This is a genomic window from Vibrio sp. 10N.261.55.C5, from assembly GCF_041470505.1.
GTDB classification, from domain to species: Bacteria; Pseudomonadota; Gammaproteobacteria; order Enterobacterales; family Vibrionaceae; genus Vibrio; species Vibrio crassostreae_C.
In genome coordinates this window covers 11,467-33,502 of sequence record NZ_JBFRMS010000024.1, presented here as the reverse complement: position 1 = coordinate 33,502, position 22,036 = coordinate 11,467, and the positions used below count along the sequence as shown (strand labels likewise).

Below are 22,036 nucleotides of genomic sequence, written 5' to 3'. Positions count from 1 at the left end.
TTCACAAAACTGAATCAGGAGGGGTTTTACCCCCTCCTGCCCAGCTCTACCTTACTGCTTCGTAGACAACAAATTGAGCCAGAAAACTTGTACCACCATCCTGGTAGCGAACCTCACAGAGTGAGTCTCGAACTAGCCATAAGCTACACAAGAACGTAAAGCACAGGACAATAAGTCCTGCGAGTGCTGTTTTATTTTTCGGCATATTTTGTTGCCTCCACAGTAAAGAGGCTCTACAATGAGTTTGTGGAACATCACTTAGGCCTCGTTAAATGAAAGTTACTGCGTCAACAGTAACCGGATAACGGGGCTTTTGTTTATCTGCCACAAGCAAACATAAAAGTCAGTCACTCATGGCAAATAAGCCAAGAGCGCCCAAACAAATTCTACCACAAGCCTTTCAAATCAAGAACGTTTGTTTCCAGCACCCCCACTTTCACCATTGATATCAAGCTTGTCAAAAACGACAAAGGGCATTCATTTGTGCTTCAAATGAATGCCCTTTGTATATCGTAAGTTTACGCCTTACGGCGACGTAGTTACCCCACGAATTAATCATTCAAGCATGATTTAGGCTCGCCAGCTTGCACGCTGACTGGTAGTGCTAAAGATAAAGAATCGCTCCTTAAGTTAAGTCTTTTGACACAATGGTCCCCCTCAGAACCTAGGCATCAAGTATGGTTATGTTGCTTGCAACAGGCTGTCGCAAAGTTGAATTTAGCCCTTAGAAATAAGAGCAGTATAATGACGCAGTGGCCATATTGAATTGATGTAAAAATCAAACAGTTGAATGAACAGGCGCAGAGCCTGAGCAGTTAAGTATGCTTTCACTTCTTTCTACTAGAGAAGAAGTCGCGACACGTTTCAGAGAGCCATTTAAGGGGGGTTAACCCCGTGTGCTTAATACTGTGCAGTCAGTATTCAACTACAACAGGATTAGTATAACACAAGAAAAAACAATGTGATGGGCTGGCTAGACGACTCAAAAATAGGGTTATAATGCCTAGCTTCGCTATCTAAATATAAAATAGCGACTCTTAATGACACGTTTGACTTTTACATAACAGGAGGGGGTATGGCGGTCTTTAATATCCGTTATTTGGATAAAGAAAGAAATACGCTCAAGTCCGAAACCGTGTACATGCGCTCTTTAGCTGCAGCCAAAGCCAGCGCCACCACACACGCGACTGAAAATACGTCTAAAATAGAAATTAGCGACGTTGTCGATAAACCCCTCGCCTTTCGTTATGCGACTGGCAAGTGGGATGAAGAAGAAAAACCAACTCTAGAACAAGGAAAAGAGATGAACCGTAAAGAATTAGTGGATCATATCGCTGTAGAAGTCGACATCACTAAAAAAGAAGCCGATGCCGCACTCAAAGCCATCATCGAAGGCATTACCACAACACTGGCCGATGGTGATGACGTTGCTTTGGTTGATTTTGGCACATTTAAAATCACCCACCGTGCAGCGCGTGAAGGCCGCAATCCGAAGACCGGTGAACCCCTTCAAATTGCGGCGTCAAAAAGCCCAACATTTAAAGCTGGTAAAAAACTGAAAGAAGTGTTGAATCCATAACGCTTTGCTCAGCCTCACTGAAATATTGATGATTTTAGTGAGGCTGTGAATCGCAAAGCATAGAGCCTTGATCAAAATTCAACAATTGCTTATCTTCTGTGTTCATTAACTTTAATACACAACTCTCGACACCCTGACCAGTATTCTCGTAATCGAGAATCACCTTTATCCCAGACATCCTCCCACCATGAACTATCAGTTTGTTTTTTTATTAAAGCTAGGGGGTCTATATTCCCTTTTTCCAACTCTTGACTATCCAATTCATCAAATATATAGCTCTTAATCATAATGTTAGAAGCACTTAAACTGGTAGAACCTTGAGAGCTTGTATATTCTTTGTAAAGCTGCTCCCAAAAGACAAACAACTCGCACAAAGAGTTAAAGCCACCGTTACCAACTGAGCCATCGAGTATATAAGGAGTGTAATAAACAATTGAACGCTGATTCTCATAAATTTTCACTACATATATACATCCAGAAAAATCCCGAATAAAAGCAATGTTGATTAAATCATCATATCGTTCCTTCTTAAGTAACCAATCGATGGCTTCTTTCGGCTTCTCTGGAATACGAATGTAAGTTTTATCAAATGGAGATCCATCACCATGTTTCAACCATTTTGGATCAGCAGAAAAGTAGTCAGCTAATGCATCAAGCTGTTCAAAAGTAGGTTCAACCTCCCCCTGAGCCCACTGTTCAACAATAGAGCCCTTTGCAAAACCCAATTTTTCAGCCACATGTGAGGCTTTCAATTCGAAATTAAGAGCACCATTTTTTTGTTGAATCAAAAAAGACAACCTCTCACTTATTTCCCCACGATAATACTCATCCACACTAGCTTCTGAGCCATTAAGTTCCGTCCATTTAGCAAGCGCATACCTAACTTCCGCTTCCACTGAGCGCTCATTAATAGAAGCTAGTTCATTTAGACGTTCTACAATTTCGACTTTTAAGTTTCGAATAGTTAATCGACCAAACATAGTTTTTTCCCTCAAATAAAACTGATGCCTTCATTTTGACATCATAACGCACTCACTCAAGTTCGTAGTCTGAAAATCACTATAAACATCACACAATAAATACAAAACAACATTAGTTCATTTTAGGTACACCTTTAATGCACTGGGCTATTTTAGTGCTGTAAATAGCAAAAATAGATGTATAATGCACCAACTTAACTAAACCAATGTAAAATGCACCAATGAACAGCAATATACGAATTTATGGTTACCTAAGAGCATCGACCGATGAACAAGATGCCTCGCGAGCAAAAAATGACCTTATTGACTTTGCAGACAAAATGGGATTCCCGATCGCGTGCTGGTTTGAAGAAAATGAATCTGGCGCTCAATTACATCGTCCTGAGTTATTTCGCCTGCTCGATGTCGCCATGGCCGGTGATATCATCCTAGTTGAGCAAGTAGACCGAATAAGTCGTTTGAACACCAAAGATTGGGAGCAACTGAAAAACATCATCGCCAATAAAGGGCTAAAGGTGGTGGCATTAGACCTACCGACGAGTCATCAGTTCATGAAGACCACCGATGAGTTTACAGAACGAATGCTTGCAGCACTCAACAGCATGATGCTCGATATGCTGGCCGCTGTCGCAAGAAAAGATTATGAAGATAGACGTCGACGCCAAGCGCAAGGCGTACAAAGAGCGAAAAAAGAAGGGAAATACAAAGGTCGACCGGTTAATGTCAAATTGCACCAAAAGATAGAGGGCCTACTTCGAGAAGGCAAAAGCTACAGCCAGATTGAAACGCTTATAGGCTGCTCCAGACACACGATTTCCAAAGTTTCTAAATTAATAAAAAATAACAATACACTATGTTAAAACCATCACGACAAGAACGAGCCAATCACTTTATCCAAAAAGCAAAACTAAAGTACGGTGAGCGGTACGACTATACGAAAATGAAGTATGTCAACCGGACTACTCCTGTCGAAATATTATGCCCAGAGCACGGCGCCTTCCATACAACACCCAATAACTTTCTGGCCACGGTAAAAAAAATCGGTTGCCCGCTTTGCAGTCGTGCACAGAAGGCAAAACGTACACCACAAAAAGCCAATGATAAGAATGAAATCAGGGGGTGTGGGACGGATAACTTCAACGTTCGTGGAGGGACGAAACAATATAACCACCTATTGCTGAAGGTGTTTGATTAACGAGTGACCACCTAGATAGGGGGATGTTTGTTATTTGTTAGGTATCGTTGCTCGGCGCTTAAGGTCTTGAGCCTTCAAAACCTTGGCTCCCATGATCACAACTCGAAGAAAACTCTGTTTTGATTGGGACTTGTTCCAATTATCTAGGTTCTGGCGCGTTGTAGATGCGTACCTAGCCAATTCGTCAACGGTATCAAACCCAGCCATTTTACTGAGTTCTGAGAGCTTATAGTCTGGTACAAAACCCATGAGATATCTCCGAAATTATTAGTCAAAATGTTTGACCAAAGTACTTATTTTAGTAAAGTATTTTGACTAATGGAAACTATCTCGTCAATATGTTTGACTAAAAATTTGTAGCTAAAATACCCTATCAAAAATTTCATGCAAAAAGGGCTGCTGTAATAACAACGCCCCTTAGCTGATAGCACTGAGATTTTAGGCCGTACTCAAATTAATTAGTCTTCGAATGGTACTGGGGAAGACTCACCTTTACCATCAAACAAAACAACCACTTCTGTTACCCCATTTTGCGGAGATCTTTCGACCCAACCATTAGGATCACTTCCTTCCTCTGGCGCACAATCTCGAGTCCTAGATACACAAGCGAACGTGTACATGACTTGGATACGCTCTTCATCTACGATCACCTGCATTGAGCCATATGTAGGTTTGTAATATTCATAGTAATTCTGCAAAGTACGCATTTTCTTCTCGGCTAATTCAGCGTCAATCGGTGCATCAATACGGTAGTAGACTAGTTCATCATCATAATTCCAGCCTTTACTCCACATCCCTTTGATGTGTGATGGGACGCCCATTTTTCCGATGTCGGCACTGGCTCCAGGATAGCCATTGACGGCTCCATAACTAAAGCCGGTCCAACCGCCTCCTGTAGTTTGAATAGACACGTCACTCATAATATAGAAATCACTAAGGCTTCCTGCGTTACCGATGGTTGATTTTATTAATGGCTGCTCTTCTTGACAGCCACTCAAGGCGACCATTGCAATGAGGAGTGTCGCTATTACGTACTTAGGCATTGTCCCAAATTCTCCGCTCTGGTGTTTTCTCTGTTTTTTCATCGGTTGTAATGCTGTTTATAAGCGTTTCCTTGACCGTCTTATATGGGAGATTTATCACCGTATCATGAGAGCGGTGGATATAGTTGTCAAAGATAAGCGTTGGTTGAAGCGTAGTCTTCCAATCTTCGCTGGTTAACTCCCCCAATGGCTTGGTTGATAATTCATCCCATAAAGACTGGCAGAGCTCATCGGTGACATAGTCAGGAGTTAGGTTTTCAACATACGCCCGATCGATCCACTCAATCCCTGCGTTTTGAGCTTGTTGCTTCATGCGTTCGAGGGCTAGCCCTGCTATCGCATTACTCACGGGTTTAAAGTGATAAAAATAGAGCGTGTTGTCTTTTTCTTTTACCTCACCGTAATGGCCAAACCGTTGTCGGCATGTCTTTTTCCATTCAGCGTCTTTAACTTGGCGAGTACGCTCTATCATCGCAGCCTTATCTGAACTTCCCCCTGGATATGCAAAATTAGCGTGCACGATATCAATGATTTCTGATTTTATCTCGTTACGGTTGTAGGTACTGCTCACCGGAAAGCCCACATAGTCAGGAAGTCCTTCTTTCTCATATTGCTCAATTGAAGGGTAACCGCCTCCCACATCGGTATGGCATCCAGGGAAGTGTTCTTGGTAGAAATTATCGGGTAACCAATTATCACGACTCAGTGACGTTAATGGGAAGTTTTTCCGATACTCATGCTCAGCAACCAACTGCAAGACCGTGGTGGCCATGGTCGGCTCTAGGCCCAACTGAAAATTACCTTCATCGTTATTCCCCGCTAAGTAAAACGACCCTACGGTATCAAATAACCCCAAGAACCTTACACTGACGCCTTTCGTATCATCGCGTTCATAACCACCTTCTTCTGAAAACTTTTTGTTGGTTTCATTACCCAGTAGATGAGGATAAATCGTAACATCCGCTTGCTTACCTGTGACTGGTCTATGGTAATCGGGTAAACCCTGATACAGGGCATTAACAAAATGACGAGACAATGCCGCACCTCGGCTAAAACCGATAACATCGAAAATGATGTGAGTAAACTCATCATACTTGTCGCCCATTAGATCAATCTCTCTACGCAACTGATTAAGTAAACTCTGCCATTTGTAAAATGCACCATTTTCACCGTCCACATAGTTGAGTAAGACTTTGCCGCTAATACCCGCAATAGCATCAGCAAAGTCTCCATCAAACGCACGCGGTGCACTCACTCCAAACGCCTGCTCGGGACCTGTTTCATCTTTGGCTGCATCGATGATGGCAGGGCGCTGACTGTCGTCTTCAATGTCGACAGTGCCGACACCGGATACATAAATTTTTGCTGATTTACCTTGAATTTGTGGATAAGCCGCAAACAAACGCGCCACATTACTGCGAGATTTATTACCACGCAATTCTTTGTAAGCATCATTCTTGTCGTTGGCCCCCGTGCCATCAAAAAACACGCCGACGCGAAAGAGCTTTTCAGGCCGAAGGTTGACGACCGGTATACCTTTGGCAACGATACTGGGACTATTAATGGCGACAATCTCTGTCCCATGTAATAAACGGCCAGGGTGTGAGTAATGGCAATTCAGTGGGGCATGATATCGTTCATTTGGGGTTTCCTTACCTTGTCCTACATCCACAAGTTCTGAAATATTCAACGCAAGTCCTTGCTCATTGAGCCACGCTGGGTTCACCGTAGAAAATTCATCTTGTGTCAACTTACGAGGTAGATAGAGTAAGTGCTGGTTGTCCAATACCTGATTATCGATACGCCATTGAATCGGTATCGCACTTTGCCAAGCGGTAGGACGAAGCTCATCGCTAAGAGTGAGTTCATCCGAATAGGTCAGGCAGAACCGACAATTACCATTACCGATAATTTTGTACTCTTGAACGAGCTTGCCTTCACTAAAGTGGTAATAATATCCTTGAGTGGCAAGCCCTAGTCGCTCACCAAATTGTACAGCCGGCATTACTGCGAGGAAGGCTTCATTGAGTGCGTTCGTCCCTTTAGGCTTAGCTAAGACGTTAGGGATGAAAAGGGGGACTGATGTGCCTCTCGATGACAATGCAAGCGTCCTTGGCGCATCCTCTTTTATGTTGGCCACCAATTGAATGCTGTGTTCGTTTTCTTGCTCGTTCCAACGAGAATGCATCGGTGACGTACTCGTTTTAGCTAACGCCACATCCCATCCAACATGGGCTTTAAAAGACGACTGAGAGCAAGAGAGCTCAAAAGCGTATTCAAGATCCGGTCTTTGGTCTTCTTCTGTATTACTGACGGTGGTTTGGACGCTTGCGAGTTTAGGCTCTGGTTGCACTGGTGGGTAATACGCACTTTTATAAGAAGAGTCTGATACCGCAGACGACGATCTCACCGCCACCCACCGTTCTGATTTCAATTGGAGCTTTAAGGCGTTGAAATAAGCATTTCGGCTTTGGCCTACTAAAGGAGCAAGTGTTCGTTGCAACTCATCAGGCAGCGCATCATGAAATTTAGATATTGAACCGCTGTCAATCAAGTAGCTTGTTAGCTCATCGGCAGCGATAGACTGACCACCTTGCTTTTGATGAAACTCGACCACTTTGATATCCGATATACTCATGACACCCTATTCCTCTGCAAAAAGCACGTTTGATTATTGGTGAATAAATAAACGTATCTTACTGAATAATAGGGTGTGTGTGTGCCGTTATTCCCTGTCATTATGACGGAATGACACAAAGGTGCCTTGAACGGCTTATGTGGGACTTATCGCTGACTTAGACGATACCCTATCATCTTATATCACCGACTCGAAGATTCCCCCCACCTTGACTCACCGCCATCAGGCCATGGAGGAGCGCGCGACGACATACAGAACGAGCAAAGCGAAAAAATATTGATCTCCGCACTTTTCACAAAAAAGGTCGAACAGTCAGTCACTATGGCTTAAATCTTGCCCCCTCGCCTTGCCAGAATGCGCGAGCGCAGCGAGTAAGATAAGACGGTGATATTGACGTGCGTTCGGGGTATATCGCTGCGCTACCGGATGGTCAGTGGAAGTGGGGCCCGTTCTTATCGTGATATCTTCTGCAGGTGAGGTTATCGAGGAACTTGATACGATAAGAATGGGAGGTACTTTAAGGCACTTTGGTTTATCCACTCTATCCACAGATTTTTAAAATTAGTAATAGAAAGAAAAGTATCGAATTTAAGTAATAAAATGGGGTATCTACTTTTCACCACCGTAGTATCTATATATCTCAATAGTTAGTATCCATTTTGTGTGGATAACGTACAAAGCCAGCAAAACGCTCCCCATAAGAGAATTTTATCCACCGCAGACTGAAAATCAGTCGAAAAGAGAAACAATAGAGGTAAAGTCTAACTAATAGAGCGTGATGAAGGTCAAATTAAGTGGGCAGAGGGATGTACTAAAGCCGCTTCGAAGAAGCAAAAAGATGAAAAAGTAGGAAGATTAAGCCGCGATGGTCTCGGGCGGTGAAGCGGTAGGAGAGAAGCCCAAATGTTTAAGGCGGGTATTCGCAGTCACCTCGAACTCTTGCTTACTCAGTATTCTGTCTAACCCTTCATCGAGCATTTTTTTAACAACGAGGCTCAGCGCTCGTGAGCGATCATTGGTTTGTTGAACTTTCTGTTTGGTACTGGCTGCCCCAATCGCCTGGTTACGACGCTCAATGGTGCCTTCCCATAGGGTATTACGCAGTATGGCCAAGCGCGCCGGTAGGCTCCCTGCCCCCTCTTGAATCGCAAGCTTATCCTCCGCTTCAAATTCTTGGCAAAGTTTCTTTCCAGCGGTTTCTCCGCCAACTAAAGTCCCGAAGTCATCCGTTAAGACATAAACGTTGTTGAGATTGCGCTTTTGCCCATCACTTTTATCATGCACCAGGCCACCACGTGGGTCGGTCGCCAGGTTATCCCCAATAAAGGCATGACGAAGCAACCCACACTGGATCAGTAAGGAGAACCAACGAGAGACCGTGGATTGACTTTTACCAATCACTTCGCCAATCTGTGACTGTGTGCCTCTCAGTGAGAACGAACGCGTGCTGAGACAAGTGTTGCAAATCATATAGAGCACTAAGTGATCGAAGGTTTGCGCCGCGTCTTTACGATACAACACCGTGCTGCCTTGACGTTGCAATTGGTAGTAGAGCCCACCGTTAGCCCGAGCGCCGTGTTTTAACACCGCACGAAAGACATCCGCTAGACCCGCTGGGAGCTTAGGCGGTTGGCCACTTTTCTTCCAGCGCTCAAGCGCATACTCAGGGCGATGATGAAACGCAACCAAGGCCGCTTCATAATCCGAGAGCGGTTGGGTGGCCTTCCCCATAGGAGTTTGTTTGGCTTTTTCAAGTTCAACCAAAAACTCAGAGCGCTTTCGTGAACGCTTACTTTCGCGTACATATCGCTGCGCTTCATACTCGTTTGCCTTATCTTGCAGCGTTTGCTCTTCCTCTGACGCGGGTCTTTCGCCCGACAAGACTTGATACGCTTCATCGGGGTGATAAGGCGCGCCTTGCTCCACCGCAAAAGAGATCGTGCTTGGCTTAGCCGTTAGGGGCTCTGGCGCCCCCTGAAACACGGTTCGTTTAGCCATGAGAGACCTTAATCACAGGCGCAAACTCCGCACGCTCGACCCCTTCAAGGACTTCAAAAGGGATAGCACCGAGCTTAGCCTGAGCGGCTTGCGCTTTTGCATTGTTGTCCGTCACATCTTGTCGGGTCACCCCCGAATGCTGAAAGGTGACGCTCATTGAAATGATCCCACGCAGGGCTTTTAAGCACGCAAGGCGATGTTGTTCAAATTCACTGCGGGCCATCTGCGCTTTAAAGTGCGCATCTGACAGTTGCACCATCGCAATATCAAATTGCTCTAACAATGCCAGCAGGCGCCAACCAAAGCGCGTCTTGACCGATACCGACTTTTTCACCGGCGCGCGGCTCAAGGTTTCATGATACAAAATGCGAGAGCTATTGCGCTTAGGCAGTACATCGAGCGTGGATTGGCACAAAGCAAACGCCGCGTTGATAGCACGCTCGATTTCAAGCAAGGCAAAATCCGCGTAGGGATCGTCATGGCGCGCCGCATGCTCCAGTGTCGAGAGACGTTGAAAAAACAACCCAACACCGGGGGCTTTGCTCCGTTTCGATGGATTCCACAGTTTGACGGTTTCGACGCTGTGCAATTGCACCTCGGCGCTGGCCATCAAACCACCCATTTTGTTGCTTTGCTGCTTTTTATTGCTCATGCTCTTTATCCCACTTTTCTAATTCTTTCCATAACGCGCCCAAACTGACTTGGTACGTCCTCGCTATCTGCAACAGTGCCTCTGCACTGATTTGACGGTAATCCCCTTGCTCCATCAGCGCTTTGCATACGGCACTGTGTTGTTTATGGGAGATGCTTCGACCTCGATATGATTTATCAATGGATAATTTATCTCGAAAGGCACAGCACTCTTCGGCTCGAACCCCGAAAAAATGCATCATCATTTTGTTGTTCGCACCATGTAATAAAAACGTTTTATGCTCTTCTGGCGGCTCTGCATCAGAAAATAACGCCTGCATCAACGGTGTGATATCAAGTGCGCCTTTGCGCTGTCTAATCCAACCATCCAGCTCGCGATACGAAAGGCGCTCTAATCTAGAAATCTGCGCATCACTCACTCCAATGGCTTTTAGCACCTCCTCTTGACCAGAGACGGCCAAGTAAGCCAGTTTGGTGATCATGACATGGCACACTTCACTGGTAAGATCGTATTTTTTCATGCTCATACCCCCTCCAACATCACAAGTGGATTGACCGCGTAGCGAGTTTCCCACGCTTCGGTCAAAGGAAACAAAAAGCCGTTCAGCGCTTGGTTAGAATCTTGAATGCGCGCTTTATGTACGTTGCGCGCCTCTTTCGTGACGATATGACGCTTTAGAGGTTGCAACCCTTGTTGTACTTCGCTGTAACTGTTGGCTTTGGCGTATTGGCAACGCTCATCGATGAAGGTACGAAAGGCGCCAGGCGAGACCACAAACAGACCTTGTTCAAGGCGATGGAATAACGCGTCTTGACGATTCACCGGGTGCACGCCGCCTTTAAGGACTGAATCTAACCATTCATAGAAAGCACGGCCCAAGTCTTCGCCGTTGGTCTCTCTCAAATCAATCTTCTGCATGAGAGCGTGAGGCTCACTGGACTCAGGCACAGAGACAGGCTCAGCGTTTAACGCTTCCAACGCGGCTTCGACCTCATCCATCGGCGCAGCGGGCTCTATTGCCGCTGAAGTTGTCGCTTCTGGGTCTTCATCCTCTTGCTCGATGGGCGATGTAGTCTGCGTCATAGCTGGCTGCATGAAAGCCATGAGGTCATCACTGATGGCGTCATGGTTGGGTGGCGCTTCAAGATGAGTGGTGTCTGCCATAGGTGCATCTTCATTCACAGACACGATTGACTGAGGTTGAGCAGGTGTCGCTTCTCCCTCAACGTCTACCTCAACAGGAAGAATGTGTCCCACCAGGCTCTCCAGCTCTGCTTCTGGGGCGAATGTCGGCCAATGCACACAGATAAAGGTAAAGGTTTGGCGCCAGTCAAACTCAGAGAGCAGCACCTCACACTTCCAAATCGCCAGGTCATCGGCATTCGGACGAATAAGTTGGTGTTGCTGCAGCTCGTTAAACAGACGGGAATTGTCCGAAGGGACAGAGGTGATGCCACGCTCAAGCAGCGTGCTGCGTAGACGGTCAGCAATGGGCTTACTCATCAAGTAAAGGAGATCCCCCTCCACAAAACCTTCGGCGCCTTTTTTGTTCAGTGGGAGGGTCGCGCTTTGCAGAAGGTGCGATAAAGTCAGCTTGAGTTGTCCCGCCAGGGACACCGTCGCCCCGCGCGCTTGCTCAGCGGCGAGATTGATCCCCTCTTTGTCGGCGCCCAAGTCTTGCGCGACGCTGGCCGCGTCCGCTTGCGTCACGATTTGCTCAATGACATTGTCGGGGTTTTTATGACCTGATAGATATTCAACCATGGTGTGAAACAAGGCTTTGTCGCTGGAGATAGCCAGCATTGCGTCAGAACTGAGCAATTGAGTCAGTAGGGTATGGCCCATATATTGGTGCGTCGAATACTGGCGTGCTTTGTGGTATCGGCAGCGGTACGGTCTGGTGATGGCGCCCATCACTGGACTCCAACGCTCCCCCTCCCCGCTTTCTTGATGCAACTCGATGTCTACATCATTGATCTTGCCTGAGTCGTGCAGCAGCGCGCACAAAAACACGCCATAGACCCACACAATTTCACGGTGGATAACCTCTTCGGGTGGGGTGTTGGGTGGTAATATCGCATTGCGGCGCAGACGCATCGCGTAAATGGCCACATCGAGGCTGTGAAGCAGTAAACCGCGTTTACCGGTGTGGTGATAATTTTCTGATGCAGGGATATCTTGACACCACATGGCGTAGTTCACGACCGTATCGACGACAAACTCAGGCCACACCTCAAACGGCAGCGCAAGGCCGCTGCGTTTTAAGACGCGGAGTTTGTCCTGGATAATCTCGTCGTGTTCAAGCTCAGCCCGAGTGGCAGGCAGCACAAAGCCCTCTGGAGCGCTCAGCGCACCAGAGGGAGATACATCGGATTGATTATGTTGTTCATCTGCGTAAAGCCAATCAATGAACCGTTTAATTGATTGAAACATCCTTAACCTACCTTCTGAGCTATCAAAACCAAAAAATACTGTATATAAAAACAGTACCACAAACATTTCGTTGCATACAATACCGATCAAAAACCGTTTGAGGCAAAAACACTGACCCCTAGGTTTGAACCCATTTCATGCACGAAATAAAAGTAACAGAGACGAAAAAATCAAGGCGAGAGAGCCCTGTACTCTGAATATTGGTAGGCGACACAGCACAGTTAGTGCATGACGCTAAGTCGAGCGCGAGGCTCGTCGGGTTTGATAGCACCAAAGCAATGTAGGCTAAGGGCAGTTAAGTATGCTTTCACTTTTTCCGTTTGAACTTGGAAAAAGCCGCGACACGTTTCAGAGAGCCATTTAAGGGGGGTTAACCCCGTGTGCTTGACTGCGCATTGGCAGACGGAGCAACTCTATAAAAATTGAACAGAGAGATCAAGTCCTTGAAGGAAGGCTGAGAAGGCAGGACACCGTTTGTTGATTCAGTATTGATGTGGTGATGAGTACTGATCATCTTGACCAATAGGCGATTGACTAAGCATCACAGAGGGGAAAGACGTCCCTCTTCATTGGCATTAGGTAAATGTTTGAATTGGAACTATTGTCACATAAGAGCACAAGAATAAGGTGCGAGCCCCAGAGCATTAGGGGCTCGCAATAGTGCGCAGTGGGATGCGCGCACTAAATTTGGTGTCGGGGTGTAGTGCATGAGTGGGTTTTTAAAGAGCCAGAAACCAAAAGGTAACACTGTAACCCTAAGGGTTCAATTACTTAATTTTTTTATATTCGCTAAAATTTAGGGGAACGGAATAAATAGAATTAAATAAAATGACTACTGATCAATTCAAACAAAAGCTAGCACTATACATAGATAGTTCAGGGCTCAGTGATTCAGAAATTGCAAGACGTTTAGATGTAAATCGAGTTAGCGTTGGAAAGTGGCGAAAAACAGGACAGATCTCAAAAGAAAATTTATCTAAATTATGTAAAGAACTAGGGGTTAGTGAACAGGAATTCTTTTATTCTTCTACGTCTGATTTACCTCATAGAAAACTAACTATTATCCAAGAGGTTCTTCTTTTAGAAAGTAGAGATATGATGATTATCGAAGATATAGAAAATATTTTAAGACAAATAAAAGGTTAATTTGTGAAGTAGGTCATTACTGAGCTGACTACGTTAGGAAGCAAAGAAACTGAAAGATATATGGACCATGCTTGTGTGGGATGATACAGAAAAACTATCAATAACCAGCTGTGTTTGGACTGGTTATTGATAATCAAAGAGAATCCAAGAAACCTTTAGCTAACAACTCGTCTACTTTCGACATTTCATTGTCTTCTGCTTCCTTAGCTTTACGATCTCGATCTATCGCCATTTGTTCCTTACGCTCTGAAACTTTAAGTCGTATCGCATCGGCTTGCTCATCTCTACCGATTAATCGAAGGTTTTTCTCCAATTTAATTAACACATCCAGTTCAACTTTATTACCGGACTTACTGGCTACGTTAACTTCTTGCATAAGCTCTAGAACCTTTTTAGTCGCTTCCTTCACTTTATCTTTCGGCACTTGGTTGAGCCAACGAACATTGAATTTAATTAAAGACTCATTGTTAGGTTTCTCAATAATCTCGTACCCTAAACGACCATTTTGGGTTAATACTTCAAGTTTACCCTTGGCCTCAATGGAATTAGCTATCTCCATCAATGAAGGCTCTATAACCTTATAGATAAAAGCTGACTGCAGTTCGTAAGACTTTTTTCTAACTTCGCCATTCTTACCAAAAACGCCAAACATAGTTTGCAGTTTGGAAATTTTAAGGTGGTACATTTCTTTGTCGTAACGATAACGCGATAGAAATTCAAATACCTTCTTAGTGTTCGGGTTTCTCAATGCTTTGAAAAACTTATTGTCGATTTTCGCGTGACCGTTATCAGAAGCGTTAATAATATAGGTTTTACGCAACTTGCCATTAGGCGTGATGGTGAGCGTACCGCCAGAGTATCTGATTTCCGATAAGATAGGACGGTAAATAAACTGTCCGTTTTCTTCTATACCTATCTCTCTTTGCGCCAAACCTTGCGATGGACGTTGAAGAGCAGCGTATAGTTGTTTCTTTTCAACTTGGAAAAACTCACAAAGCTCATTTGAACTAAATGTATAATCAGGAACAACTTCATGACCATTTTCATCTTCCCAATCACACTCTCTCATACGCGTTAGCATCAAAGCGAAAATATCCATCATCTTAGATGTAAGGTCCGTTGATGCATAAATTAGCGAGTGGGATTTTAAATGATAAGCATCATGTTCTTCTTTTATGTTATTCGTTGCCATGGGTTTGACCTATCCTTTCAATTCCCCAAACCATCCATTTTCAGTGTTTGAGGGAAACATAACTTACAGTAATTCTGAGATTAGTTGATGTGCTTTAAGCATTCAACTAATCTCAGAATAGCATACACCTTGTCATATTTAGCATTCAACTCATATTTACTAAGTGTTTTTTGGGCTTTGATCACATGACTAACAGAACTATTTAGCTCAAATCACAAATTCAGCATTATTTAATCAGTAAGATATCATTACCTAATGCTTAAAGCATTACTGCTATCCGAATCGCTTAATTCCATCCGAAATAGCATTAATTTTGTCCCAAAAAAACCAATCAGTACAAGGAAAAGTTATAAACCATTGATATTAAGCATTCAACAAGTCTGAAGTGCTTATTTTGGATTCAAAAGCATTAAACAAATCCGAGGTTGACTTATTTGACTCCGAATTGCTTATTCTGGTCATTCAGGCATTAAAATAATCTGAAAGCCTTGGTTTTTTCCGAACCTTATTATTTCAATCCGAACGACTTATTTTGGTAGGAGTCCACTTATTTCTATCTGATTTTGCTTATTTTGGTCGTATAACACTTTTATCAATCCGACAAAACGATCAACTAATCCGATTTAGCATAATTTAAATATGTTATGAAAATGTAACAGCCCTTGCATATCAAGGGCTAGAGATGTTTTAAAACAACCTTATAGGATCTTATAGGCTTTATAGGTGATCCATAGGTGATCTTATAGGTGATCCATAGGTTTAATAATTAGAGGTGTTTTATAGGAAGGTCGTGCATAAAGTGTATATCTCTCTCTTGCTACGCTCGTTCGAGATTTACACTTTATACACAACTTAATAATAATAAAAAAAAATACAACTTTCCGATGATTTATACATCCATGAGAAAAAAACTACTGAGATTCATATTGTTAAGTGAGCTCACAAACAGCTCTTTAGGTATACTAATTTTTTGTAGTTGTATTGATTTTTGATATAAGATAAGGTTGTGTTTAATTTGATTGGTTTGGTAAAGGAAGTTATGAGTACTAAGTTAGAAATTGAAAGACTCAAAGAAAGAGCTGACGCCTATATTCAAAAACGTAACGACTTCTATCCAAAAGAAGAACGATTATACACGAGGCAAGAAGTTTCAGATTACTTATCCATTAATAAAGTTACTTTAGATAATCATGTTAAGAACTTAGGTTTTAACGTAAAGGCTAGAGAAGGCATGCAGTGGTCGATGAGTATATCTGAACTTTACGATTTTGAGAGTCTTCTTCCCAAGAATCTACAAAAAAATGAGCACTTTCATCGTAAAGCCAATCAAAAATGCCAAGTAATAATGATGCAGAATCAAAAAGGAGGTGTAGGTAAGACAGTATGTGCAGCTACTGTAGCGGCATGCTTAAGTGCTGAGTTTCCTGAAAAACTACGCATTGGATTAGTTGATTTAGATGGCCAATCTACTCTTAGTATGTACTACGCTTCTAATGCTCAACGTGATAGTGAGTTTAGCGTTGGGGATATTGTTAGGGGAAACTATAGTTTTGAAGATGGCGAAACATTTGAAAAATTGGTAAGTGACGCATTTTTACCTACAACAATTCCAAACCTCAGAATTTTACCAGCTTTACAGTCAGATCGATCTCTCGAAGGTTGGTTTCACCGAGTCCATAAGGATTTAGACAACCCATATGGGCAAGTTAAAAAGATTGTTGACGCTGTTAAAGATGAATTTGACATCATTATATTGGACAGTCCTCCGTCATTAAGCTTCATGACTTATAACGGATACTTTGCAGCTACAAGTATTGTGTTCCCATTAGCTGCGAATGAAAATGATATTGATGCAACATGCAACTACTTTGCTAACTTACCTGAAGTCTGGGCTCTATTAGAAAACTATGAGCATAAGGGATATGACTTTATGCGTATGCTAGTAACTAATTATCGACAAACAGTATCAAATACTTCGTTGATGAATCAACTAAATCGTTCCTTTGGGGAGTGGCTTTACCCTACTCAGTTCAAGCATTCTGAAGCAGTGCAATTGTGTACTTCTATGATGAATACAGTATTCGATCTAACCGCAAGTGAATACCCAAAAGCAAAAAAAACCTTGAACGATGCTAGAACGAATGCTTTTGAGGTGGCTAGTCAGATTTATCGTGATGTAGACAATGTATGGAGTATCAATAATGGCTAGGAAGAAGCAAGTTTTAGGTATGACTGATAATCAGCCGGGAGCTGATGTTGCTAAGTCAGCTCTAGCTAAAAACAATTTAGACTCGTTACCAGAGAAGCTTAAACGTGACTTGGAATCTACAGGTGGGGATTTGCGTTCATATCTACATGATACGTTTGGATTCACACCTGAAAAAAAAGAAGTTCTTTGGAAGTTAAGCTCTGGAGCTACAGCTAAATTTTTGGAAATTAGTCTTACTTACGAACAAGTTAAAGATAGTACTTATGTTGATTTTAGTATAAATGGTCGCGATCAAGAGTACCTAAATAAAGTGAACTTAGAAGACCTATCTACAATGGACTTCCAACAGTTTTATCCAGCGATTGCTAATCGTAAAAAAGGGAAAATAAGTTTTCTAGATGGCTCTAGGCGTCGTGCCTACTTCTTGTCTCAAGAAGGAAAGATCCCGTTTTTTTCGGTTTTAATTAGTGATAATGATATTTCTCTAGTGGATGCTCAAGCATTAGCTAAGTCGATTCAAACGGCGAAAGAACATAACCTTTATGAATTGGGAAAGCGCTGTTTGTCGATGAGAGATAATGTAGGTCTAACCCAACAAGATATTGCCGATGCTTTTTCTATCTCTCAATCAAGAGTGTCTAAAGCTATGAAGGCAGCAATGACTAGTAAAGAGCTTTACGAATTATTTGATGATATCAACGAGCTGTCTGGTTCAGACTATGCTGAATTATCCAAGGTAGATGTTAATGTTTTGTCGGAGAATGATAAAAGCTCTTTATTAAAAGAGATTAAAAAAGGAAATGTCGACACTGTAATGCCCCAGCTTAGAAAGCTCCTGAAAGATCACAAGCCTATTCCAAAGAAGGCTATTGTTTCTTATATGGCAGAATATGAAGATAAAAAAAAATTTGCTAAGAAAAGTGTCAACAAATCCACCAGAAAAACCACTTATGAGTTCCAAAGATTAAGTAGTAGTGAGCAGGCCATGATCGATGAAGCAATCATAGATGTTTTCAATAAAATGGAAGGTAATTAACTTTAAATACCCGGGTTATTCCACAGGAATATCTCCCACATATCATGGGTTATTCCACAGGAATATTTTTAAAATTAGACAAGTTAGATAACCGAACTTCCCTTTTTACCCTTTCCGGATAGGGCTTTTCCCTTGGGAAAACCCTTCCCTTGACCCCTTTCCCCTTTGGCGCAGCCTACCCTTTGAAACAAAACACTAGCCTTTTGAACCACAGCGCTGAGCGCAGGACATTAGGGGGATTGCTTCAATGTCTATCGGGGAACAATGATTTGAGTCTTATTGGAAATAGGTAACCGTAGTTAGGTTGCTTCAGACGTTTGCTTGGTGAGATAGAGTAAAAAAAGAAGGGAGAGTAATGATGCTCTCCCTTTCTTGTTTACGATGATAGGTCAATCATCTCATGTTGGCAGTGCTGACATTGTAATATCGTGACAGGCTGCTCTTGGCTATAGCGGTTATCTGCTCCAAACTCACCACGCTCTAAGAACGGTGGCTCTTCGTTGGCTGGAACATCGAGAGGTTGTAATGCGCCCTGCTCTCCACAGTTGATGCAATAGTTCATTTGTTTGCTCCAATTAAGATAAAAAGGGAGCGTACCGGGAGGCAAGCTCCCGGTTTGGGTTGAATTATTGTCGGATCTCACGCATCGCCTGGGCGATGTGTTGCAAGACCTTGTCAGCGCATTGCTCCAACGCTTGTCGGGTAGGATTGGGCTCACGCTCAAGTAACCGTTTCAGTTGGCAAGGAAACGCCTCCCCGTAGAAGAGGTACAACTTATCGGGCGCGTCTATCTCAAATTGCGCCAGATAGTGCTCGACTACAGGAATGACTGTTTCCAGTACGAGAGTGAAAAATTCCAAATCCCCACCGTTTGAGACCTGCTCAAACAATAAGTGGTTGTCGTCGCCATACGGAAAGCCTTCTTTGAAATACGCAAAGGCTAAGGCATGGTCGGTTGATATGAGTTGCGTCATCATTGTGTCCTTAAAAGTCGATGGGCACCCAAGCCCAACGGGCATCAGATGCCCATTGGGGGAAGTTAAGACGTTAACGTCTTAACGCGTTGTTTGCTTGAGTAAGGATTTGGCTAACGCCACCTCCACACTGTCGCCATCACTATTGAGTACATCCAATCCATTATCCGGCATGTCGCCAGAGGTCGATTGGGTGACCGCTATCTTCTTGGCCATCAATTCAAGGCACGCCATTTGCGCGCTGTCTTGGTAGCCTAAAAAGCTCACGTCCACATCCTCTCGTTGACCAATACGCCAGCTGCGTCTGGCCGCTTGCATCAGCGTGTAGACGTTATAGCCGGTGTTGGTAAACACAATCGAAGGGAACTCCAACAAGTCCAGTCCGGTCTTGACCAGCTCTGGATTGGTGATGAGCACATCAATGCCTCTGTCCACCTGCTCCAGTATCCAATCTTCTCGGTCTTCGGTTTTTACGCTTGAACGCAGCACGGCGCATTTTAAGCCTTGGTCACTTAGCAGTGATTTGAGCCTCGATGCGGTGTCGCGCTTGCCGGTGTAAACGGTGTACACCAAGGTCCGTCGGCCTTTAAGTTTGTTCGCATTGACCATCTCAATGAGCTGTTGCTCTTTGGGCGTGGGCGTCTGCTCATCAAACAAAGCCGGAATATAAGCCAGGGTTTCTTGAGTACGAGGGTGAGTTACCCTCTCTTCTCGAAACGCGCAATCTGGCCACGCCAGCAGCGCACTCATGACCACGCCTAATAAGGTTTGGTCTCCAGCGGCCAACGCTTGACGAAGCCTCGCGGTTAAGCGTTGTTCCATGTCGGCGTAATGCATCTGCATCTCATCCTCCATAGCCACTTCAATAAAGTGCTCTTGGTAGTCTGGCAAAATGCCGTCACCCATGTCAGCCAGTTTGACGAACACCGTGTAAGGTAAGACGAATTTGGCCACTCCCATCGGCCCAAAACCGGGCGCGCGGGTTTGACTCACTTTGACGTTCTTGCCTTTCGCGGTTTTGTGGTTCACATCGTGGGTCACTTTCATGATTTCCTTGATGATGCCGTGCTCTTGCGAGAACGAGAGGGCGGCGCTGCCGAGTTTTCCTCGGTGGTAACGATAGCCCTCTTCCATCATCACCGATGGCATGGTGCGCCACAGCAGATAAAAAAGGTCTTCCGCGTAGCCGCCCATCAGCGTCCCCGTCAGCAGTAAGCACTGTTTCACACAGCCTGCGAGTACCTGCATGGCTTGGCCTTGGGCCGCCCCTGCGTTCTTATATTCGTGCGCCTCATCGATGATGAGCCAGTCAAAGAACCCCTTCGGGAAGTAACGTTTGATGAACTCACTCGCCTGGTAGTCGCCTTGACCAAACGCAAATTGCGTTTTGGCCAACTTGCGCTCAATGCGTTCAGATTGTCGGTCGTTAAACACAAACTCCCCGTCTTCATCAAGCAAGTTAACCAGCTCGTAAATGTTGTCCGTCAGCGCTTTCGCCAGCACGCGCTCACCCACGCCATCGAGCAGCTTCCCGGCGGTGACTTTACCGATGGTCGGTAAGGTCTGCAGGGCGCGTGAAATCGTCTTGCTCAGGTTGTCGTTCTGGCGTTGACGTTTAAGTGTCCACAGCGGTGCATGGCACGCTTTGCAGCTCTGTTGCACTTCCACCGAAAAATGCGTCGGTGCGATAAGCTCGCCCTCTTCATCTCTGGCTAATGCGCCGCAATCCGAGCAACGAACAAAGTCCAGTTGGGCGGTTTGCGCCTGCAGACCGTCATGGCCTAACGTGCGTTTGAGCGTCTTAGTTTGATAAGCGCTCTCCCAGTGGTACCCCATGCGCATCCGAACCCGGCCCAGTATCATGTACTCAGGCCCATCATGAGGCGCCGCTTGTCTCAGCTTGAGCAAAGAGCGCAACGTATCAGGGCCATTGAGTACCCACACCTTGGCGTTGTGAACGGTGTCGAGAATTTCTCGGCGCCATTTGTACACCAGGTGCGGCGGGGCTAACAGCAAAAAGCGTTTGGCCTTGCCTTCATGGAAAGCCACCGCCGTGGTGGCGATACCCATGATGGTTTTACCCGTGCCCATTTCGCCGTTGAGTATGCCCGCAGGGGCACGCTCATCGAGCAGTAGGGTACTGATGGCCTGAATCGCTTCGGCTTGCGCCTCAAACGGCACCCGCTTGAGCGATTGCATCACCGCCGCGCGCTTTTCACACGCCGATTGATAACGCGCCGGGTGCGCCGCTTCAATGTTGTCCAATAGGCCGTCACCGAATTGGTCGATGAAGTCATGCAGAGACAACACGTTGTCTTGCTCGTTTTGTTGAGTGGTTTCTGTCGAGTCGCTCATCCCATCGCTCCTTGCAGTACGGTTAATACGCCTTGCTGCAGCGCTTCACTGACTAAGGGCTCCATCACGTCAATCTGCAAGTCCAAATGATACGCAAATACCCCATAGGAGGGCAGCTCGTGAATCATGGATTGCAGTCTTGGTTGCAGGGCCGGTTGCCAATGCTCTAACAGCGGCAAATGACACAGCTGCTTGAGCGTTGGCCACAACGTGGCGTGAGACAGTGGGGTTTGACTCATCACCGTCATACTTTGACCGCTAGGTTTCAGTAACGACGGGTGAATAAGCCAGGTGTGCACCCATTCGCCCACGGGCGTGTGTTTGGGTAACCGTGTGGTACGTTTGGTGAGTGACTTCGCCTGAGCAAAGTCGAGCACCAGATTGCCTTCCGGTAGTTTGACGGTCATGACGCGTATTCCGCCCTCGCTCATCGGTAGCGTGAGCGCGGCGAAAAAGTGTTGCATGGCGCCATCGCGTCCCCATACGGAGAGAAATTGCACCTGGTTATCAGCGGTGGTGACCACCGCATCGAGATAAAGCCCGTTATCGAGCGAAATCAATGGAGTCTTCATGGTTAGGTTCCTTATTAAAAAATAAGGCGCCTTC

General features: G+C 44.8%; 20 protein-coding genes. 6 read left to right on the top strand and 14 right to left on the bottom strand.

Going from position 1 to position 22,036, the window contains the following annotated elements; all coding sequences use genetic code 11:
• Positions 1-46: 46 nt before the first annotated feature.
• Positions 47-205, bottom strand: coding sequence for a Hok/Gef family protein (locus tag AB4263_RS10655; protein WP_017110292.1), 159 nt, complete (start codon positions 203-205; stop codon positions 47-49).
• 870 nt (positions 206-1,075) lie between these two features.
• Between AB4263_RS10655 and AB4263_RS10650 the strand changes: the two genes are divergently transcribed.
• Positions 1,076-1,579 (top strand): HU family DNA-binding protein, encoded by a 504-nt coding sequence (locus AB4263_RS10650; protein ID WP_346763709.1) that lies wholly within the window; start codon positions 1,076-1,078, stop codon positions 1,577-1,579.
• Between the two features lie 89 nt (positions 1,580-1,668).
• Here the strand turns inward: AB4263_RS10650 and AB4263_RS10645 are convergent, their stop codons facing one another.
• A complete protein-coding gene (locus AB4263_RS10645) occupies positions 1,669-2,559 on the bottom strand; it encodes a FitA-like ribbon-helix-helix domain-containing protein (RefSeq protein WP_102333110.1) in 891 nt (296 codons plus the stop codon).
• A 221-nt stretch (positions 2,560-2,780) separates the two neighbouring features.
• Between AB4263_RS10645 and AB4263_RS10640 the strand changes: the two genes are divergently transcribed.
• Entirely contained in the window at positions 2,781-3,419 is a 639-nt protein-coding gene (locus tag AB4263_RS10640; RefSeq protein ID WP_019821554.1) for a recombinase family protein, read from the top strand.
• A complete protein-coding gene (locus AB4263_RS10635) occupies positions 3,413-3,754 on the top strand; it encodes a DUF723 domain-containing protein (protein ID WP_102333111.1) in 342 nt (113 codons plus the stop codon). The genes AB4263_RS10640 and AB4263_RS10635 overlap by 7 nt, the downstream gene beginning before the upstream one ends.
• Positions 3,755-3,784: 30 nt before the next feature.
• On the opposite strand, the gene AB4263_RS10630 is transcribed toward AB4263_RS10635, so the two are convergent.
• The 7 genes from AB4263_RS10630 to mobH all read right to left on the bottom strand — a co-directional run bounded on the left by AB4263_RS10630 (position 3,785) and on the right by mobH (position 12,518).
• Entirely contained in the window at positions 3,785-4,003 is a 219-nt protein-coding gene (locus AB4263_RS10630) for a hypothetical protein (RefSeq protein WP_102333112.1), read from the bottom strand.
• Between the two features lie 209 nt (positions 4,004-4,212).
• Positions 4,213-4,797 (bottom strand): hypothetical protein, encoded by a 585-nt coding sequence (locus AB4263_RS10625; protein ID WP_102333118.1) that lies wholly within the window; start codon positions 4,795-4,797, stop codon positions 4,213-4,215.
• Positions 4,790-7,435, bottom strand: coding sequence for a DUF2235 domain-containing protein (locus AB4263_RS10620; RefSeq protein ID WP_102333113.1), 2,646 nt, complete (start codon positions 7,433-7,435; stop codon positions 4,790-4,792). The genes AB4263_RS10625 and AB4263_RS10620 overlap by 8 nt, the downstream gene beginning before the upstream one ends.
• A gap of 855 nt (positions 7,436-8,290) precedes the next feature.
• On the bottom strand, positions 8,291-9,433 hold the full coding sequence (locus tag AB4263_RS10615; protein ID WP_102300426.1) for a hypothetical protein: 1,143 nt from the start codon (positions 9,431-9,433) through the stop codon (positions 8,291-8,293).
• Positions 9,426-10,085, bottom strand: a complete 660-nt coding sequence (locus AB4263_RS10610) for a PFL_4669 family integrating conjugative element protein (RefSeq protein WP_102300425.1) — start codon at positions 10,083-10,085, stop codon at positions 9,426-9,428. Before AB4263_RS10610 ends, AB4263_RS10615 begins: the two co-directional genes overlap by 8 nt.
• Positions 10,075-10,611: an STY4526/YPO1902 family pathogenicity island replication protein gene (locus AB4263_RS10605; protein WP_372098185.1), complete on the bottom strand. Its 537-nt coding sequence runs from the start codon at positions 10,609-10,611 to the stop codon at positions 10,075-10,077. The genes AB4263_RS10610 and AB4263_RS10605 overlap by 11 nt, the downstream gene beginning before the upstream one ends.
• Positions 10,608-12,518 (bottom strand): MobH family relaxase, encoded by a 1,911-nt coding sequence (gene mobH, locus AB4263_RS10600; protein WP_198595633.1) that lies wholly within the window; start codon positions 12,516-12,518, stop codon positions 10,608-10,610. Before mobH ends, AB4263_RS10605 begins: the two co-directional genes overlap by 4 nt.
• Before the next feature lie 828 nt (positions 12,519-13,346).
• Between mobH and AB4263_RS10595 the strand changes: the two genes are divergently transcribed.
• A complete protein-coding gene (locus tag AB4263_RS10595; protein WP_102333858.1) occupies positions 13,347-13,664 on the top strand; it encodes a helix-turn-helix domain-containing protein in 318 nt (105 codons plus the stop codon).
• A 133-nt stretch (positions 13,665-13,797) separates the two neighbouring features.
• Here AB4263_RS10595 and AB4263_RS10590 read toward each other — a convergent pair whose 3' ends face one another.
• Positions 13,798-14,856, bottom strand: coding sequence for a replication initiation protein (locus AB4263_RS10590; RefSeq protein WP_372098184.1), 1,059 nt, complete (start codon positions 14,854-14,856; stop codon positions 13,798-13,800).
• 1,039 nt (positions 14,857-15,895) lie between these two features.
• On the opposite strand from AB4263_RS10590, the gene AB4263_RS10585 reads away from it, so the two are divergent.
• Both AB4263_RS10585 and AB4263_RS10580 read left to right on the top strand, forming a co-directional pair.
• Positions 15,896-17,065, top strand: coding sequence for a ParA family protein (locus AB4263_RS10585; protein WP_102333860.1), 1,170 nt, complete (start codon positions 15,896-15,898; stop codon positions 17,063-17,065).
• Positions 17,058-18,101, top strand: a complete 1,044-nt coding sequence (locus AB4263_RS10580) for a ParB family protein (RefSeq protein ID WP_102333861.1) — start codon at positions 17,058-17,060, stop codon at positions 18,099-18,101. The genes AB4263_RS10585 and AB4263_RS10580 overlap by 8 nt, the downstream gene beginning before the upstream one ends.
• A gap of 376 nt (positions 18,102-18,477) precedes the next feature.
• Here the strand turns inward: AB4263_RS10580 and AB4263_RS10575 are convergent, their stop codons facing one another.
• The 4 genes from AB4263_RS10575 to AB4263_RS10560 all read right to left on the bottom strand — a co-directional run bounded on the left by AB4263_RS10575 (position 18,478) and on the right by AB4263_RS10560 (position 22,002).
• Positions 18,478-18,663 carry a hypothetical protein gene (locus tag AB4263_RS10575; protein ID WP_102333862.1) on the bottom strand — a complete coding sequence of 62 codons (186 nt, stop codon included), beginning with the start codon at positions 18,661-18,663 and terminating at the stop codon, positions 18,478-18,480.
• Positions 18,664-18,727: 64 nt separating this feature from the next.
• Positions 18,728-19,078 (bottom strand): hypothetical protein, encoded by a 351-nt coding sequence (locus AB4263_RS10570; protein WP_235612610.1) that lies wholly within the window; start codon positions 19,076-19,078, stop codon positions 18,728-18,730.
• 78 nt (positions 19,079-19,156) lie between these two features.
• The gene (locus tag AB4263_RS10565) at positions 19,157-21,430 is read right to left on the bottom strand and encodes a DEAD/DEAH box helicase family protein (RefSeq protein WP_102333864.1); all 2,274 of its coding nucleotides are present in this window, start codon (positions 21,428-21,430) and stop codon (positions 19,157-19,159) included.
• Positions 21,427-22,002 (bottom strand): hypothetical protein, encoded by a 576-nt coding sequence (locus AB4263_RS10560; protein WP_102300491.1) that lies wholly within the window; start codon positions 22,000-22,002, stop codon positions 21,427-21,429. Before AB4263_RS10560 ends, AB4263_RS10565 begins: the two co-directional genes overlap by 4 nt.
• Positions 22,003-22,036: the final 34 nt, after the last annotated feature.